Origin of the sequence: Streptomyces sp. NPDC051578, from assembly GCF_044454045.1 — a bacterium.
In the GTDB taxonomy this organism is placed as follows: domain Bacteria; phylum Actinomycetota; class Actinomycetes; order Streptomycetales; family Streptomycetaceae; genus Streptomyces.
In genome coordinates this window covers 666309-682786 of sequence record NZ_JBITDH010000002.1, presented here as the reverse complement: position 1 = coordinate 682786, position 16478 = coordinate 666309, and the positions used below count along the sequence as shown (strand labels likewise).

The 16478-nt window shown below is 70.0% G+C and carries 15 protein-coding genes and 1 pseudogene; 9 read left to right on the top strand and 7 right to left on the bottom strand.

Annotated elements, in window-relative coordinates; all coding sequences use genetic code 11:
- Positions 1-185: 185 nt before the first annotated feature.
- The gene (locus ACIA6C_RS14170; RefSeq protein ID WP_399276230.1) at positions 186-1331 is read right to left on the bottom strand and encodes a glycoside hydrolase family 64 protein; all 1146 of its coding nucleotides are present in this window, start codon (positions 1329-1331) and stop codon (positions 186-188) included.
- 786 nt (positions 1332-2117) lie between these two features.
- Between ACIA6C_RS14170 and ACIA6C_RS14165 the strand changes: the two genes are divergently transcribed.
- Entirely contained in the window at positions 2118-2474 is a 357-nt protein-coding gene (locus ACIA6C_RS14165) for a transglycosylase family protein (protein WP_399275550.1), read from the top strand.
- Positions 2475-3195: 721 nt separating this feature from the next.
- Here the strand turns inward: ACIA6C_RS14165 and ACIA6C_RS14160 are convergent.
- Positions 3196-4476 (bottom strand): beta-ketoacyl-[acyl-carrier-protein] synthase family protein, encoded by a 1281-nt coding sequence (locus tag ACIA6C_RS14160; protein ID WP_399275548.1) that lies wholly within the window; start codon positions 4474-4476, stop codon positions 3196-3198.
- Positions 4477-4541: 65 nt separating this feature from the next.
- Between ACIA6C_RS14160 and ACIA6C_RS14155 the strand changes: the two genes are divergently transcribed.
- Complete coding sequence (locus ACIA6C_RS14155; RefSeq protein ID WP_399275546.1) at positions 4542-5159, top strand: TetR/AcrR family transcriptional regulator C-terminal domain-containing protein; 618 nt, start codon at positions 4542-4544, stop codon at positions 5157-5159.
- A gap of 420 nt (positions 5160-5579) precedes the next feature.
- On the opposite strand, the gene ACIA6C_RS14150 is transcribed toward ACIA6C_RS14155, so the two are convergent.
- On the bottom strand, positions 5580-5852 hold the full coding sequence (locus tag ACIA6C_RS14150; RefSeq protein ID WP_399275544.1) for a hypothetical protein: 273 nt from the start codon (positions 5850-5852) through the stop codon (positions 5580-5582).
- Positions 5853-6144: 292 nt separating this feature from the next.
- On the opposite strand from ACIA6C_RS14150, the gene ACIA6C_RS14145 reads away from it, so the two are divergent.
- Positions 6145-6360, top strand: a complete 216-nt coding sequence (locus tag ACIA6C_RS14145; RefSeq protein ID WP_361138755.1) for a cold-shock protein — start codon at positions 6145-6147, stop codon at positions 6358-6360.
- 17 nt (positions 6361-6377) lie between these two features.
- Here the strand turns inward: ACIA6C_RS14145 and ACIA6C_RS14140 are convergent.
- Both ACIA6C_RS14140 and ACIA6C_RS14135 read right to left on the bottom strand, forming a co-directional pair.
- Positions 6378-6763 (bottom strand): annotated as a pseudogene (locus tag ACIA6C_RS14140) (transposase); the annotation flags it as partial.
- A 618-nt stretch (positions 6764-7381) separates the two neighbouring features.
- Positions 7382-7567 (bottom strand): hypothetical protein, encoded by a 186-nt coding sequence (locus tag ACIA6C_RS14135; RefSeq protein WP_008740849.1) that lies wholly within the window; start codon positions 7565-7567, stop codon positions 7382-7384.
- Between the two features lie 382 nt (positions 7568-7949).
- Here ACIA6C_RS14135 and ACIA6C_RS14130 point away from each other — a divergent pair, with 382 nt between their 5' ends.
- The 4 genes from ACIA6C_RS14130 to ACIA6C_RS14115 all read left to right on the top strand — a co-directional run bounded on the left by ACIA6C_RS14130 (position 7950) and on the right by ACIA6C_RS14115 (position 11612).
- Complete coding sequence (locus ACIA6C_RS14130; protein ID WP_399275542.1) at positions 7950-8786, top strand: MerR family transcriptional regulator; 837 nt, start codon at positions 7950-7952, stop codon at positions 8784-8786.
- The gene (locus ACIA6C_RS14125; protein WP_399275540.1) at positions 8749-9999 is read left to right on the top strand and encodes a glycosyltransferase; all 1251 of its coding nucleotides are present in this window, start codon (positions 8749-8751) and stop codon (positions 9997-9999) included. Before ACIA6C_RS14130 ends, ACIA6C_RS14125 begins: the two co-directional genes overlap by 38 nt.
- 237 nt (positions 10000-10236) lie before the next feature.
- Positions 10237-10845, top strand: a complete 609-nt coding sequence (locus ACIA6C_RS14120; protein ID WP_399275538.1) for an ABC transporter ATP-binding protein — start codon at positions 10237-10239, stop codon at positions 10843-10845.
- The gene (locus ACIA6C_RS14115; RefSeq protein WP_399275537.1) at positions 10842-11612 is read left to right on the top strand and encodes an ABC transporter permease; all 771 of its coding nucleotides are present in this window, start codon (positions 10842-10844) and stop codon (positions 11610-11612) included. Before ACIA6C_RS14120 ends, ACIA6C_RS14115 begins: the two co-directional genes overlap by 4 nt.
- A 53-nt stretch (positions 11613-11665) precedes the next feature.
- On the opposite strand, the gene ACIA6C_RS14110 is transcribed toward ACIA6C_RS14115, so the two are convergent.
- Together ACIA6C_RS14110 and ACIA6C_RS14105 are read right to left on the bottom strand one after the other, a co-directional pair.
- A complete protein-coding gene (locus ACIA6C_RS14110; protein WP_399275535.1) occupies positions 11666-12928 on the bottom strand; it encodes a flavin-containing monooxygenase in 1263 nt (420 codons plus the stop codon).
- Positions 12929-13075: 147 nt separating this feature from the next.
- Positions 13076-13987: a DUF998 domain-containing protein gene (locus ACIA6C_RS14105; protein ID WP_399275533.1), complete on the bottom strand. Its 912-nt coding sequence runs from the start codon at positions 13985-13987 to the stop codon at positions 13076-13078.
- A gap of 420 nt (positions 13988-14407) precedes the next feature.
- Here ACIA6C_RS14105 and ACIA6C_RS14100 point away from each other — a divergent pair, with 420 nt between their 5' ends.
- The gene (locus ACIA6C_RS14100; RefSeq protein ID WP_399275531.1) at positions 14408-15655 is read left to right on the top strand and encodes a M20 family metallopeptidase; all 1248 of its coding nucleotides are present in this window, start codon (positions 14408-14410) and stop codon (positions 15653-15655) included.
- Between the two features lie 330 nt (positions 15656-15985).
- A partial coding sequence (locus ACIA6C_RS14095) for a tetratricopeptide repeat protein (RefSeq protein ID WP_399276228.1) occupies positions 15986-16478 on the top strand: 493 nt, incomplete at its 3' end.

Genomic DNA, 16478 nt, shown 5'->3' with positions numbered 1-16478 from the left:
CGCTCCGGCATCGGCTGGGCGTGCCCGCCGCCCAGGAACGACGTCAGCAGGCGACCTGGCATCGGGGCACCCACCCGCCGGGGCGGCGTCGTGGCTGCCGAGGCCCGTCCCTGCTGTTTCCCGCAAGACCCGAGAGGGGCCCGGGTTCCGGCATGGACGGGCGGAGACGGCGGCCCGGCCACGTCCTAGTCGAACGGTTCCAGTGTCATGAAGGCCTCTTGCGGATCGCCGTCGTGGACGAGTGACTCGTGAGCGCCCACGTCGTCGAAGGCGAAGCCGTACGCCTTACCGTCAGCCATCTGCTCGTGGATGATGCGGGAGTAGTGGTTGGTGACGGCATCGCGGTAGAAGCCGGTGCCGTTCGCATCGGGTTGGTTCGGGTTCGTCAGGAGCGTCGACCGGTTGAAGCCTGCGCAGAGGGTGCGGGAGATCGGACCGCGAACGGTGTCGTTGGGTGCGTCCAGGAGTTTGTAGCAGCCGAGGACGCTTTCGGAGTCCGGTTTCTGGAAGCTGGTGACCACCGCTCCCGAGCCGTTGGTGAAGTTCATGACGTCGCCCGAGACCCGACCGTAGTACTTGGTATTGGGTTCGTTCACGAACGGCGTCACGGTGAGCGTGGAACTGCTGTACTTGTTCCAGACCCGGTTGATGTAGTCGTTCATGACGCCGGCCGGGATTCCGCCCGCTTCGATCCCGTGACCGGGCGAGAGCGCTCGCACCGGCGTGCCGTCGGGGCGGCTCTGGATCAATCCACCCCAGCCCGCTGAACGCAGTTGGCTGTAAACGGCGTTGTATGCGCCCGGCTTGAGCCGACCGGTGCTTGTGACCGTGCCGTTGCCCGCCTTCACGCCCACCGCATAGGGAGCGGAGAACATGTCGACCTGGGTGCTGTTGATCCACAGTCCGGCGTCATTGAGCGTGTACTCGGACCAGTTGAACAGGATGCCCCGGTTAGGGTCCGACGGATTCTGCACGGCAGGCTGCACCAGGCCTCCGGTGCTGACCTTGAAGACGATCTTCTGGCCGATGGAGAAGTAGACCCGTCCCGAGAACTTGGGCATCCGGATCGTCTTGGTCTGCCCATTGGCCGGTCCCGAGATCGACGCGTCGGGCGCGGGGGTCGGTGGATTGCCCCCTGCGGGCCAGGGGTGGAAGGTGCCGTTGGCGTCGGCCCAGCCCTGCTGGCCCGTCGCCAGCAGAGTGCCCAGGTTGTAGATGTAGACCGGCTCGGTGCGGGCCGAGGTGTTCTTGATCGTGAGCGGGATGGTCGCCGGTACGGCCTCTGCGGACGATGAGGGCCCGATGAACATGAGACCGGCGGCTCCCACCATCGCCGAGATAGCGAACACGAGCGATCTCGTTAAGCGGAACACTCTCTTCCTCCTTGGGTGGGGGGCCTTGCGCCGAGGGGAGGCGGCGGAACAGGTATAGGCGTATTGAAGCCTGAGAGCGCTCCCAGCGTCCGGATGTGTTCACCTTCTGTCAATGCTCTTGACGCGACCGCGGTTCCCCGTCCCGAGTCATGGGCGGAAGGCATACCTGCGAAGGCCATGACGGATGACTACTCACCGTCTACGGCCGGCGCCAAGGTGGGGTACGACGGCCAGTCGTTCTCAGGCGGACTCTCCGGCGCGTTGGCCCCGGCGCTCCCGAGCTGAGCGGGAAATGATAAAAGTCACCGGCCATACGCTGCTCACCAGGTCCTTCACCACCTAAACGGAGCACACCCCCGCAGGCATCGCGAAGCGTTACTGGACTATGACAATTGCCAACCTCCAGAACCTTCCCCGTTCCGGACGGCGCCGGACCTGGCATCACCCATCGCTAGGCCCATAGCCCCATCCGCAACGAGTCTCATTTCCAGTGCCAGTTGTTGCCGCGCGGCTGATCTACGCGCCCCGGCGGTCGCCTCGCTGCCGATTCGGCAGGCCGCCCTGCACAAAGGCCACACACTCTCACTGCCGCACCGACCGGCCGTTCCCCACGGATCCGACGCCTCACCCCTCGACACCAGGTGATGAGTCGGAAGGCGGCCCTGCGAATAGGCCATGGCCTGACGGCCGTAAGGAGGTGGGCCGGACCTGTGGGCGGCCCGTTCAGACCGTAAAGGAAGACTGATGTCTGATTTTCAAGTGAGTCGGCGAACCGCAAGTGTCATCCTCGCACTATTCTGTGCCGCGCTTCTCTACCAGGCAGCACTGACCGATCCGAGCGCCCACGCATCCATCCACTCCTTTAAACCCCGCGTCAACTGGGATGCGATCGCCCAATGCGAGTCGGGTGGCGATTGGCATGCAAACACGGGCAATGGTCACTACGGCGGCCTGCAGTTCACCCCATCGAGCTGGAAAGCCGCGGGTGGCCACAGATACGCGCCCCGAGCCGACCTGGCCACGAAGAAGGAGCAGATCACCACTGCCAAGAGGCTGGCTGCCATGCAGGGAATGGGGGCTTGGAGCTGCGCCCGCCGGTAGGGAACACCGAGGAAGCCGCGGCCGCGAGCGCGATGTCATGTCGATCGGGCCGGGGCCAAGCGGCGCTCCGTCCGTGTCGGATCCGGTCTCCCGTGCGAGGCGGAGCTGCTCTGCCGTATCGGTGGGCTTGGCCAAGACCCGCCTGGTAGGCCGGTCCCCAGGCGTACTCGCCGCCACGGCGGAGGGCAGCTGGGAGCGAGCAGCTTCCGCGGTACGGCCATTTGGTCCGTGCCTGCCATGACGCGTATCCGGGCGATATGCGCCTGCTCGGGGCCGATCTCGGAAGCTAGCGCGATCTGGCCCACTCGGCGCCACACCTCGGATGGGTTCGAGGCGTGGCGCCGAGCACGGCGAACGCCTCGCCAAGTCGGCACCTGTCCACCGAGGGCGGGGTGCACAGGAGTGGGGTGCCGGCCGGGTCCTGACCGGTGGCCGGCACTGCGCCAAGATCGCGCCGGTCGACGCGCCGACGATCGGATCGGCCCAGCCGCCCGCGCCTGCACCGGCCAACGTGTGGCGGATCGCGGACTGATGCGAATGCGTGCGAGCACATTGCGACCAAGGCCAGTGGTGCGGCCCGGGGGGGCGCCCTACCGGCTGGAGGCGTCGTGCGGCCCGCGGGGTGCGGTAAGGGAGGAAGGGCACGGCCGACTCGTGCGCCTGGACAGCGAACCCGCGGCCGACCGGCCCGGCCGCCACTGTGCGGGGTTCGGCCGAGGTGTCAGGTACGACGATGCGGCGCATGCGGCTCGCCTACCGCAGTGGACGTGTGGTGCCGCGCACGTGTGACGACGAGTGAGACGTTCTGCCCACCGAAGCCGAAGGAGTTGCTGAGCACGGCCTCCTGGGGGACGTCTCGTCGCTCTGCGACGACATCGAGGTCGATGTCGGGATCCACGCCGGCCGCGGTGAGGTTGCGGGTGGGTGGGATGACGCCGTGCTTGACGCTGAGGACGGCGATGAGCGCCTCGACCGCGCCGGCCGCGCCGAAGAGATGGCCGAGCGCCGCCTTGGGGGCCGTCACGGTAGCGCGGCCGAAGACCTCCCCGATCGCGTGCGCCTCGGCGACGTCACCGACCGGAGTTCCGGTGGCGTGGGCGTTGATGTGGCTGATCTGCTCGGGCGCCAAGCCGGCTTGCGCGAGGGCCTTCCGCATGGCCGAGATCTGACCGGCGCCTTCGGGAGCGGGCGCCGTGATGTGGTGGGCGTCGGCGGCGATGCCGGCGCCCGCGAGCACCGCGTGAACGCGCGCGCCCCGGGCGTGGGCGTGCTCGGCGCTTTCGAGCACCACGACAGCCGCGCCTTCACTGAGGACGAAACCGCTGCGGTCCGCGGCGAACGGCCGTGACGCCGAGGCAGGTTCGGCGGTGTGCCGCGAGAGCGCTTTGGCCTGGGCGAAACTGGCGACGGTGATGGGGGTGATAGCGGCTTCGGTCCCGCCCGCGATGACCACGTCCGCCTCGCCGGCACGGATGAGCCCAGCCCCCAGGGCGATCGCCTCGGCACCGGAAGAGCACGCCGAGACGGGCGTGTAGACCCCGGCCCGTGCGCCGTACTCGATGCTGATCAGCGCCGCTGCCGCATTGGGCATCAGCATCGGGACCGTGCGCGGCGAGACGTGCCGGGCACCGGCCGCCTCCAGTGTGTCGTCTTCCTTCAGCAGCGTCCGTATGCCCCCGATGCCCGTGCCGATCGCCGATGCGAGCCGGTCCGGGTCCACGTCCGGGGCGCCGGCATCGGCCCAGGCTTCGGCCGCCGCGGTGAGGGCTGCCTGCTGCGAGCGGTCGAGCCGCCTGGCCTGCACCGGCAGCAGTGATTCGGCGGGGTCGATCGCCATCGTTCCCGCGACGGTGTCGGGAAGGCCGGCGTCCTCGTGGCCGGGCAGGACGCCGCCGCGGATACCGGACTCGCCGGCGAGCAGGGCGTCCCAGGTGGACACCACATCCCCTCCGAGCGGCGTGATGGCGCCGAGTCCGGTCACTACGACCTCAGTCCGGTGCATCTCCTTGGACCTTTCTTGTATGCGATACAAGTGAACGATCCTTTTGTATCACATACAATTCTGGTGTGGAGACGAAGCGAACCGAAGCTCGATCAACGCCCGGTCGGTCGCGTGACCGAGGTCGCGCGACCAGACGCCGGCTGATCGAGGCAGCCGCCCAGCTCTGCAAGGAGCGGCCCGGCGCCGAGGTGAGCGTCGCGGCGATCGCCCACGCGGCAGGGGCCTTCCCCAACCAGGTCACCTACTACTTCGGCTCCAAGGACGCGCTGCTCGTGCACGCCGCCTTCCTCGGCTTGCTGCACGACGCCCGACGGATCGAACGCATCGGCCGCCAAGCCGCCGACGCGGAGACGTTCCGGCGCAACATCGCCCGCGCCGTCCTGGCCATGCCCTCGCTGCCATCGGTCGCCCGGGCACTCGCCGCCGGGATCTCCAAGCCCGAACTCGCTCCCGTGGTCGACCAGCACCTCCAGTTGCTGTTCCGGCAGTCAGAGCGCTTCGTAAGCCAGCTCATCGACAGTCGCGGATGGAGGACCCGTCGACCGCTCAGCGTGGAGGCCAGGACGTTCTGGAGCACCGCGCTCGGCGCAGTGCTGCTCGTCCGCGCCGGCGCACACGGCACTGTCGCCGACCTCGACCTCGCCGGAGCACTGACCATCCATGACGAGCCCGAACCCGGCTAGCCCCGTCGAACGGGCCTGCGGCGCAGACGGCCCGAGCGCTCGGCCCGCGTTCTCCTGCCGACGGGCGGAATCGGCCCGAGGAACGGCATGTGGGACGGCGCGAGGAAAGCCGGCGCGCAGTCGACGTTCGCGTCCCGGCCGCTTCGGGCCGTCGGACGTGAGCAGGCCTTGTCACGGCCCAGCCACGATCCGAACGGTGAGGCCCCTGGCTGGAGGGCGGAAAGCCTCACGGGCTTTTCCGACAAAGGCTCACGGTCGCATGCTTGGTACGCAGCAGGAGGCCGCCGTATCCCGCCACTGGCCTACGCCCAAGGCGAGACAGGTGGCGACCTCGGCTCGCGAGCAGCTCCGCGGGGACGGGGTGACTCCACCCCCGCGTCACCGCACCCGGCCGCGAGGTTGAGATTCGCCGGCCGGTGGTCAGTCGACGCCGCTGAGATGGACCCGGCTGGTGCGACCGTTGACTTGGACCACCGCCACTTTCAGCCAGTTGAGGTTGTCCTTGGAGGGCGCGCCCACCTGGCTCTCGCGGACCTTCGCCAACAGATCGGGCTCGGGTACGCCCAGGTGAGAAAAGGGCGTTGAGGGGTTCGTGTTGCGGGCCAGGGGCTGTTCCCTCAGGCTGAGCGGTACCTCAGGCTGCAGCTGAGCGACGAAACCGTCGACTTCGCCTGTAGGGAGGAGGAACGCCATGATCAGACCGTCGTCTTGTAGCCCGACCAGGCTCGCGCCTCACGCGGGTGGCCGGCGTGTGGCTGCCGACCCCTCATCCTCTGCCGACGCCCGCGCCCACCTGGGCGCCGGCCTCGGTTCCGCCCCCCCCAGGGCGCTCTGGCGGGCTTTGACCAGCGGGGGAGCAGATTCAGGCCGTTCGACGACTACCAGCCATCTTCCCGGGCTGCCGTAACCGCCGTACCGCCGTCGGGGATGATCCACTTGCACGGCGAGGTACACGCCCCGCCAACACGTGATGCAGGGAGCGGACATGGCTGAGCGCCAATCGGGCACAGTGAAGTGGTTCAACGACGAGAAGGGGTTCGGTTTCATCACCCCTGAGGACGGCAGCCCCGACCTCTTCGTGCACTTCCGCGCGATCCAGGGCAATGGCTTCAAGAGTCTCAAGGAAGGTCAGAAAGTGACCTTTGTTGCAGTGCAAGGACAGAAGGGCATGCAGGCGGACGAAGTCATGGCAGAAGGCTGATTCCAGGCCGGGCTCCAGCTGTAGCTCTTGTCGCCGACCACGCGGGCCGGACGGGTGCGGGCCGGCCCGGCCCGCACCACGTGATGCGGACGCGAGTCATGACCGGCTCGAACTGGGTGGAGTCGTTGACATTGCCGCCGGTGACGGTCAACGCGAGCGGCCGGCCCCGGCCGTCGCAGGCCAGGTGGAATCCGAGTGCTGCTGAGCATGGGCAAAGAGCCGGTCCCAGGTGCCGTCCGCTGACCAGCGGCGGAACCGTTCGCTGACGGTCTTCCACGGTCCGTGGCGCGCCGGCAGGCGCCGCCACGCCGCCCCTAGACAGCTTCCGCAGGCCTGTTGAGGACCTGCCGCCGGTCCCGCACCCGGACGGCCCATCCGGGGCGGAGCCCAACAACGGTCCCATCACTTCCCGTGCCTGATGCGTCAGTTCATGACGTCGCACCACGAACCGGGCAACGACCGACCGACATTGCGGACACGCCCTTGCGACCGCACCTGCCCGGCGCCACCAGGCCCGTTTCGTCCCCAGACCGGAGGCTCTGTCCTTACTCGTCTTGATGGTGGCTACGCGTTACCTGCCATCGTCAACCGCGAAGAGGGGCGAAGCCAGAAGGGAGGCCGTGGGACTGCTCGACGCCCTCCTTGTGCGCCGGGCGCGCTCCGCGGCGGACCTGGCCGGTGCCGGTATGACCGTGGGCTACTGTCGCTGGCGGTCTTCGCGGTCTTCGCGATCTGGCGACTCTGACCGTGGGGCATCAGGAGCGTTCACACTCGAACGGGGTGGTGCAACGGCGCCACCCGGGTCGGGCGCCGGGACGGCCGTCGATCGTTGGAGGTGAGCAGATTCCCTGCTGCGTCACGGCGACCGCCCCGACTGTTTCCCCGGATACCCCTGGCGACCACTTTCACCCGGAGTCCGCCCGTGCGCGTATACGTTCGGGCGTAACGTCGACATGGCGGTGGGGGGGGGGGCCCCCGGGGGGGGGGGGGCCCCCCCCCACCGCCATGCACTTGTTACCGGTTACCAGCGATACCAGCGGCCGCTGCCGCCCTTGGGGCGGGCGACGAAGCCGATGAGCCACAAGACCAGAACCGCGATCGCGACCCACCAGAGGATCTTCACCGCGAAACCGGCACCGAAAAGGATCAGGGCGAGCAGGAGAACAAGAAGCAGGGGAACCATAGTTATCAACCTCCGAAGCACCATGTGCCCGGCCGCCCACCGACCATGCATGCGATTCTTATGTGTTTCTTACTCCGGCAGGCGGGCAGGAGAACACGCTCTCGCGCCGAGAGGGACGAGGGCGGTGGCGGCTGCCCCTCCGCACTCGGCGGCAGCTGATCGACGGCATACGGTCCCGGGCCGGCCCGACTCCGATGCAGCTCCTCCCTGATGCAACCCGCTCTCCGCAGCGATTCAGTCGGCTCAACCTCACGCAGGGCCCCGCATACCCCAGGGCGGCCTCCTGAGCGTCCATGGCTTGACGCAACGGATTCTTCCGGGCACGGGGCCCGCACCCAGAACCGTAGTTGACCCTCCCCTTACGTCAGGCTTGAGGCTGTGGACGAACGAAAGGGCAGGTCCGGACATGGGCTATACCGTGGGTCAGGTCTCGGCCTTCGCCGGGGTGACCGTACGCACGCTGCACCACTACGACAAGGCCGGCGTGCTTTCGCCCGGTGAGCGCAGCCACGCCGGGTACCGCCGCTACGACGACGCCGACCTCGCGCGGCTCCAGCAGATTCTCTTCTACCGCGAACTGGGCTTCCCCCTGGAGGAGATCGCCGAGATCCTCGCGGACCCGCAGGCCAATGCGCTGGAGCACCTGCGGGCCCGGCAGCGGCAGTTGTCGCAGGAGATCGGCCGGCTGCAGCGGCTCGTCGAGGTCGCCGAACAGGCCATCGAGGTCCAGCAGACCGGGGTGTCCCTGACGCCCGAGGAACGCTTCGACGTCTTCGGCGACATCTCCTTCGACCTGAGCTATGCCGTGGACGCCCAGCTGAGGTGGCGGGACTCCGCAGGACACCGGGAGGCGATGTCCCGGGCCGGCGCCCACACCGTGGAGGACTGGCGCCGGCTGATGGCCGAGGCCGCCACCTGGCGGGCGGAGCTACTTGCTGTCCACGATGACGGCGAACCCGCCGACGGCCAGCGGGCGATGGACGTCGCTGAGGAACACCGGCTGCACGTGACACGGTGGTTCACGCCCTGTCCGCCGCAGATGCACCGGCGGATCGCCGACGACTTCGCCGCCGACCCGCGCGCGTTCGCCCTGGTCGTGCCGCCCTCGCAGCAGCGCCCGGACCTGGCGGTGTACCTGGCCCGGGCGGTGCACGCCAACGCGTCGCGCCACATGCACACCGAAGAACCACTCGTGAGGAGCACCGATGAGAATCCTGATCACGACGGCCGGATCGCGCGGTGATGTCGCGCCCTACACCGGGCTCGGCGCCGCCCTGCGCGACGCCGGGCACGAGGTCGCACTCGCCGCCACGCAGTCCTTCGCACCCCTGGCCGAGGAAGCCGGCCTGGAGTTCCGGCCGTTGCCCGCCGATCCCCGTTCGCACGGCGACGTCCTGGGCAAGCGCGAACTGCTGAGGGCCGCCGCCGCGTTCCTCACCGACCTGGGCGAGGGGTTCGCCGGTGCCGTGACCGAGGGCACGGACCTGCTCCTGCTGTCGACCACCACCGCCCCGCTCGGCTGGCACGTCGCTGAGGCCACCGGGATACCGAGCATGGGCATGTACCTACAGCCCACCGCCCCCACCGGCGACTTCGCCCCCACCGTGGCGGGAGCCCGCTCGCTGGGCCGGTTCGGCAACCGGGCCGCCGGGCGGTTCACGCTGCACATGGCCGACCGGGTCTTCGAGCCCGCCGTGGCACGGCTGCGCGAACGCCTGGAGCTGCCACCGCTGACGGCCGCACGCATGCGGCGGCGGCAGGAGGAGGCCGCCCGGCCCGTCCTGCACGGTTTCAGCACGGCCTTGGTACCGCGCCCGTCCGACTGGGCGGACCATCTGACGGTGACCGGGAGCTGGTGGCCGTACGTCGACCCGGCCCACCGACTACCCGCGGAGCTGGAGGACTTCCTGGCGGCCGGACCGCCGCCGGTCCTCATCGGCTTCGGCAGCATGGCCGCAGGCGAGGGAGAACGTCTGGGCGCCATCGCCGTACGGGCCCTGCGACGGGCCGGCCTGCGGGGGATCCTCCAGTCGGGCATCGCGGAACTCGTGGCCGCCGGGGCCAGTGCCGGGGACGACGTGCTGGTCATCGGCGACGTGCCGCACGCCCTGCTGTTCCCGCGGCTGGCTGCCGTCGTCCACCACGCCGGGGCCGGCACCGCGGCGGCGGCGGTCCGCGCCGGGGTCCCGTCGGTCACCGTGCCGGTGGCCGCGGACCAGCCGTTCTGGGCCGGGCGGCTCGCCGCGGTCGGCGCGGGGACGGCCCCGATCCCCTTCCCGTCCCTGACTGCCGAACGGCTCGCCGACGCGCTCACGGCCGCCGTGCGGGAGCCGTCGTACGCGCGGGCCGCCGCTGCCGCCGCGCGGCACACGGCCGCGGAGGACGGCGCCGGGGGCGTCGTGTCGGCCGTACGTCGCCTCACACTGCCCTCCTCGGCCCCCGGCCGTTCCCGCTGAGTCGACGGGCGCCCGGTGTTCCTCGGTGGCATCGGCTTCGGCCGCCGTCAACGGGACGGTCCCAGCGCAATCGCGCGGCTTCCAACTGGCTTGCGAGTGCGACCCGGCGGGCCCCTGGATGAGGCGTTCGCCGGTCGCCTCCATGCGCGGTCTCCGTGACGGCGAAACGCTTGCGCGACAGGGTCGTTAAGCGCTGCGACCGGGCATTCGGCCCGGTCCCGGCGTAAGGAGTCCCCCGTGCGCGTACACGACGTGCACCATGCCTACCGCAACCGCCGGGTGCTGTGGGGATTGAACCTTCGGATCGGGCCGGGCACGCTGGCGGGGATCGTCGGCGAGAACGGTGCGGGCAAATCCACGCTGCTGAAGATCCTGGCCGGTCAGCTGCGCCCCGACCGCGGTTCGGTCGAACCCGGCGGGAAGCTGGGGTACTGCCCGCAGCACGTCGTCCTCAACGACGCCTTGACTGTCGCCCAGCACGTCCGGTACTTCCAGAGCGCCTACCGGCTGCCCACCGCGCAGCGGGCTTGGGAGGTGATGGAGGAGCTCGGACTCATCGGGTACGCGGGCGTGCCCGTCGACCGGCTGAGCGGTGGGACACGGCAGAAGCTCAACCTCACGCTGGCGGTGATGCACGATCCTGCGGTGCTGCTTCTGGACGAGCCGTACCAGGGGTTCGACTGGGATACGTATCAGCAGTTCTGGGCCTTGACCGCCCGGCTGCGCGATGAGGGCCGGTGTGTCCTGATCGTCTCCCATCTCGCCTACGACTCTGACCACCTCGACGTGTTGTGGCGTCTGAGTAACGGGGTGCTGGAGAGGGAGGGATCGGTGGTGGCCCCGTGAGCGCTGTGGGCCAGGCCGCGACGACGGCTCGCTACACGCTGATCGAGTACGCCCGCAACCGGTTCGCCATCCTGCTGGCGGCAGCGTTCATCCCGGGGTGGACGACAACCATCTACCTGGACACCCACACCACGCCGGTGCCGTTCCGGCTGCGCGCCGACGACGTGAGCGTGGTGGTGGCCGGGAACCGGTTGATGCAACTGACCGGCGCGCTCAACGCGGTGGTCCTCATCGTCGGCTTCCTGACCTTCGCGGCCACCTTCGCCAGCCACGCCTTCGACCACCGTCTCGCGCTCGCCGGCTACTCCCGCTTCCGCCTCGTTCTCGGCAAACTCGCTTCCCTGTCGCTGGCCTGCGCTCTCGCCGCCGCGTACGCCACTGCCGCGCTGTGTCTGTTCATCGCACCGGCCAGGCCGGTGGGGGTGGCGGGGGCGCTGTTCGCGGGCGCGATGACCTACGGCGCGATGGGTGTCGTCCTGGGTACCGTCTTGCGTCGTGAGGTCACGGGCATGTTCGCCATTGTCATGATCAGCCTGGTCGACGTCTCCTTGCAGACCCCGGTCGCCAGCGCGATCGCCGACAGCCCACCGATCGTCCTGCTGCCCAGCTACGGGGCGGTCCAGGCCGCGACGACCGCCGCGTTCACGACACGGTCCGTGGTGCCCGCGCTGGCCGTCCAATGCCTGTGGTTCACTGCCGCCACCGTCGTTGCCCTGGCGGCCTTCCATCGGCTGACCCGGGTCGCACCCGCCCGAACCCGTACCTGAACCGTTCGGCGGGCTGCCGACCTGACCCGTTCAGCGGGCCGCCGGGTGCCGCCTCATCGGTTGCGGGCGAAGATGCTGCGCGTACGGGACGCCTGGCGGGGGATCATCACCCCGTGGCCGGTGGCTGCGTCGTGCCCGGACAGGTCGGTGCGGCTCAGCGCTCGCGCGATGCGGCGCGCCTCGACGCCTTGGTGGTGCAGTGCCCCGGTGAGCGGGTTGCCGAAGCCCGCGAAGTACAGGTGCGGGGCGTGGGCGTGGGTGCGCTCGCCGCGCACGAGCGGCAGCCCGGCGGCGTCCAGGACCGGCAACGGCCCGAGCAGCTCGGGGAGGTTGGTGCGGTAGCCGGTGGCGGCGATGACCACCTGCGGCGTCAGGCTCGTGCCGTCGGCGAGCAGTACGCGGGGACCGTCGAAACCCGTGACGGCGGCGGTTACACGAACACCCCCGGACCGGACGGCGTCGACCAGGCCGTGGTCCAGTACGGGATTGACCTCTTCGCGTGCCGCACGCGTGTACATGCCCACTGTTGGGCGCGGCAGCCCGAAAGGGGTCAGGTCCGGCAGTGCCAGGCGCCGCATCACCGCGGTGGCCCGGTCGCCCCATGCGCGGGGCATGTGCTGCATCAGCCCGGCGAACGCCTGGAGGTGGTTGCTGGAGCGCGGCACGATGTGCGGCGGAGTCCGCACCGCCATCCACACCGGTCCGGCCCCGGCGTCGCCGAGGGCCACCGCGATCTCGGCGGCACTGTTGCCGGCGCCGACCACCAGCACCGCCCGCCCGCGGTAGGGGCCGGGGTTTCGGTATTCGGCGGCGTGCAGCAGAGCTCCGGTGAACGACGTGCGACCGCGCCATTCGGGCATCCACGGCACACGGTTGCGGCCGGTGGCCACGATCACCGCGGACGCGGCCAGCCGAGGACCCTCGGCGATGGACACCTGCCACGGCGCACCGCGCCCCGACAGGGCCGGTGGAGCGGGTTCGATACGGCGGACGACAGTGTCGGTACGGATGTCGAGCCGGTGGTGGGTGGCGTAGTCGCCCAGGTACCGCACCCAGTCGTCACGGCCCACCCAGCAGCCCGCCCGCCGGGGAACGCGCAGACCGGGCAGCGCGGAAAACCTGCGGGTGGTGTGCAGTTCCAGGTGGTCGTACCGCTCGCTCCAACTCGATCCCACGCGGTCGGCACCGTCCAGGACCACGGCGGGCAGGCCGGCCTTGCCGAGCATGGCGGCAGCGGCCAGCCCGCTCGAACCGGCACCAATGACGAGTACCGGCGGACGGCCAGTCGGATTGCGAAGATCTTCAAGAGTGCGCATCGTCCGGTACAACGACAGCCGCACCGGGCAGGGTGCCGCCCACCACTCCTGAGGAGTACGCGGTGGTTCGGAACGGCCGGTCGAATCAAGACCTGCGTGGGACCGGCCGCTTGAAAAAACCACTGCGCCCATGGTGTCAGGGCGGGTTCACACAGGGCCCGGGCAGTCTGCGAAACCCCCTGCTCGTCCAGGGCACTGGTGCCCAGCATGGAATGCCCCCCGCGCGCACGAGCGGGCTCCGGACCCGTCATCCGGGGTGGAGCCCTGGCAGGACGGAACCCGCGGGGACGAGGTGTCCGCCGGCCCGGTGGCCGCTCCACGCTCGGCGTTCGTCCTGGCCGTGGGCGGCGGCGCCGGCCTCGTCAGGCGCCCTGCTCGGGCCGCCTCGGCCGCCAACCACCACATCCACACCCCGACGGTGACCAGATGGATCCGCTGGGCGATTCCCTGCCCGCCGAAGAAGCCGACGTACGGGCCCGCCGAAAGGATCGCCGCCGTCATGGACACCGGGAGCAGTCGGCGGGCCCAGCGTCCGGCCCGACAGCGCCGCCCGGTGGCCGAGCGCGCGTGGACTGCGAGGGCGGTCATGGAGGCGAACACGGCGAAGTGCACCAGACCGCTGGTAACGGTGTGCGCGACGTTGGCGGTGGGGCAGCCGGCTTCCCGTGAGGGTGCGCACCGCATCGGCAGCACGACGTCGGCCACGGAGCAAGCGGCGAACAGCACGAGGGCCGCCCATCCGGCGGCGGCCCAGCTCCACGGCAACACGGGCAGGACGAGGCATGCGGCGGCCAGCACCATCGCCGCAGTGAGCAGTTCCACCGCACCGAACAACATCTGATGTGGCTGGTCGGAGGCGAACGCCTCGCTGACGTAGGAGTTGCGCTGGTCCAGTCCGGTGTGCACCCACAACTGCAACAGCCAGTCGTTGTAGGTCACGCCTGCCACCAGGAGCAGTACCGCCGCCGCCCGCCACCGCACCGCCCGCCGGGTGCCCTGCCGGCTCGCGGGCGCGCCGTCCGCCGGGTCCGGTGACCCCGACGCGTTGCCTCCCTGCATCCGTGCCTCCCGCTCCGCGACGGGCCGCGGAGAATGGGGATGCCCCGCGACGAGCGGCTCCCGACCCTGACCGTCGTGCATGTTCGCGCTGGAGATGCCAAGTAGCGGCAGTGTCTCATCCGGAGGACTCCGGGCGGCCGTCACGGCGGCGTCCCATTCGGGTGGGGGACCGCGCTCGGACGGGCCCGAGGACGCGACCGGCCTGTCCACGAGGCGGCCGCTCGGTTCACCCGGCTGATGTGGCTTGTGGGTGAAGTGCGGAGTGGCGGGGGCCGGCCCGGGGCAGTCAAGACTCTCGACATCGAACGCCGCGCTGCTGGAGGAGACGTCGTGCGCGTTGCCCCGCTGGTCGCCGGCGTCACCGAGCCGGACCCCGCCGGCTCTCACGTGTCCGAGGTCAAGGCTGATGGAGGCCACTGAGTGAGCGCGTCAGAAGCAGGCGCTGCTGCGTCCCGGAAGGCGTGGGCAGGGTTGCTGGCCGAGGCGCACGCCCTGCTGCCCGAGACCGCGGAGCTGCGCCGGAGCCTGCACCGCTTCCCTGAACTGGGCCTGGACCTGCCCCGCACCCAAGGGGCCGTGCTGGACGCTTTGGCGGACCTGGGGCTGGAGATCGCCACAGGGTCCCGCCTCACATCCGTCACGGCCATCCTCGAAGGTGCCTTGCCCGGCCGGACGGTGCTGCTGCGGGCTGACATGGACGCCTTGCCCTTGCAGGAGGAAACCGGTCTGGGGTTCGCCTCACAGGTGCCGGGCGCCATGCACGCCTGCGGACACGACGCCCACACCGCGATGCTCGTCACGGCTGCCCGGCTGGTCGCCGCCCGGCGTTCGATGCTGGCCGGCCGGGTGGTGTTCATGTTCCAGCCGGCGGAGGAATCCGACGGCGGTGCCAGGCACATGATCGATGAGGGTGTACTGCAGCCTGCCGGTGGCAGGGTGGAATCGGCGTTCGCCCTGCACATCACCACCCGCTTCGAGAGCGGCACGATCCATCTGCGGCCCGGACCGACCTTCGCCGCGTCCGACCTGCTCCACATCACCGTCCGCGGACGGGGCGGTCATGCCTCCGCCCCGCACCTGGCGCTGGATCCGGTCCCTGTCGCATGTGAGATCGTCCAAGCCATCCAGACGATGGTCACCCGCACGGTCGACGTCTTCGATCCTGCGGTCGTCACCGTCGCCTCCCTCCACGCCGGCACCACGACCAATGTGGTCCCCGACTCCGCCCAGATCCACGGCACCGTCCGCAGCCTCTCCCCCGCCACCCGCCGGCTGGTACACGAAGGCATCACCCGCGTCGCCCACCACGTCGCCGCCGCTCACGCGGCCACTGCCGAAGTCACCCTCACCGACGGTTACCCTCCCGTCATCAACGATCCCGCCCACACCCGGCTCCTCCACGCCACCGCAAGCGCGCTCCTGGGCCCCGACCGCGTCCATCACCTGGCCCAGCCCTTGATGGGCGCCGAGGACTTCTCCTACGTGTTGCAGGAGGTGCCGGGCGCAATGGCGTTCCTGGGCGCCCGCCCACCCGGCCTCACACCGGAGGAGACACCGGACTTCCACTCCGACCGGGTCGTCTTCGACGAGAACGCCCTGGCCACGGGAGCAGCCCTCTACGCGGCCACAGCCCTCGAAGCCACCGGCCGACAGCGGCCGACCACCTGACGTCCGGTCATCGGCCCCGCCTATCCCGTGGCCTCACTCGGCTTCCTGTTTGCGCAGAAGTCGGCGCAGACCTGCCCGGGCGCGCGCGTCGTGCCGATCACCGCCGCCCGGGTAACGGCCCGCTGCCCAACCGGCGCGCCGTGATCGGGCTCGCCCGGAGGTGGTGTCTCCGACAAGGAGCCGGCCGGGCTGTTGTGGCAGGTGGCGTCCGCCAGACAGGCGAAAGCGCCATTCGGTTGGGTGCGGTCGGCCCCGAACCGGTTGCGGCCGTCCGCGTTTGGCTCGTTGCTGAGAGTGTCGTCAAGGACGGCGCGACTCCTGGGAGGCACCATGAGCTACCAGCAGGATCTGATAATTTGCCGCGAGCTGGGCGAACGTCATGGCGAGAGCCGAGCGCTGAACAGCCTCGGCGTCGCCCTGCAGCAGGTGCAGCGGTTCGACGAAGCCATCGAGGCCCACCAGCAGGATCTCGTCACATGCCGCGAGCTGGGCGAGCGCCATGCCGAGGGGCAGGCCCTGAACAACCTCGGCACGGCCCTGCAGCAGGTGCAGCGATTCGATGAAGCCATCGACGCACACCAGCAGGCGGCCGCCCGGTTCAACGAGCTGGGTGACCACCACCGCGAGGGGCAGGCCCTGAACAACCTCGGTACGGCTTCGCAGCAGGTGCGACGGTTCGATGAAGCCATCGACGCACACCAGCAGGCCGCCGCTCGGTTCACCGAATTGGGTGACCACCACCGCGAGGGGCAGGCCCTGAACAACCTCGGTACGGCTTCGCAGCAGGTGCGACGGTTCGATGAAGCCATCGACGCACACCAGC

What these genes read in the sequence shown, in the direction of transcription:
- ACIA6C_RS14150 (WP_399275544.1), bottom strand. Translation starts at nt 5,852, where the DNA reads ATGGCGTTCCTCCTCCCTACAGGCGAAGTCGACGGTTTCGTCGCTCAG.
- ACIA6C_RS14170 (WP_399276230.1), bottom strand. Translation starts at nt 1,331, where the DNA reads ATGGTGGGAGCCGCCGGTCTCATGTTCATCGGGCCCTCATCGTCCGCA.
- ACIA6C_RS14110 (WP_399275535.1), bottom strand. Translation starts at nt 12,928, where the DNA reads ATGCGCACTCTTGAAGATCTTCGCAATCCGACTGGCCGTCCGCCGGTA.
- ACIA6C_RS14145 (WP_361138755.1), top strand. Translation starts at nt 6,145, where the DNA reads ATGGCTGAGCGCCAATCGGGCACAGTGAAGTGGTTCAACGACGAGAAG.
- ACIA6C_RS14130 (WP_399275542.1), top strand. Translation starts at nt 7,950, where the DNA reads ATGGGCTATACCGTGGGTCAGGTCTCGGCCTTCGCCGGGGTGACCGTA.
- ACIA6C_RS14160 (WP_399275548.1), bottom strand. Translation starts at nt 4,476, where the DNA reads ATGCACCGGACTGAGGTCGTAGTGACCGGACTCGGCGCCATCACGCCG.
- ACIA6C_RS14135 (WP_008740849.1), bottom strand. Translation starts at nt 7,567, where the DNA reads ATGGTGCTTCGGAGGTTGATAACTATGGTTCCCCTGCTTCTTGTTCTC.
- ACIA6C_RS14105 (WP_399275533.1), bottom strand. Translation starts at nt 13,987, where the DNA reads ATGCAGGGAGGCAACGCGTCGGGGTCACCGGACCCGGCGGACGGCGCG.
- ACIA6C_RS14165 (WP_399275550.1), top strand. Translation starts at nt 2,118, where the DNA reads ATGTCTGATTTTCAAGTGAGTCGGCGAACCGCAAGTGTCATCCTCGCA.
- ACIA6C_RS14125 (WP_399275540.1), top strand. Translation starts at nt 8,749, where the DNA reads ATGAGAATCCTGATCACGACGGCCGGATCGCGCGGTGATGTCGCGCCC.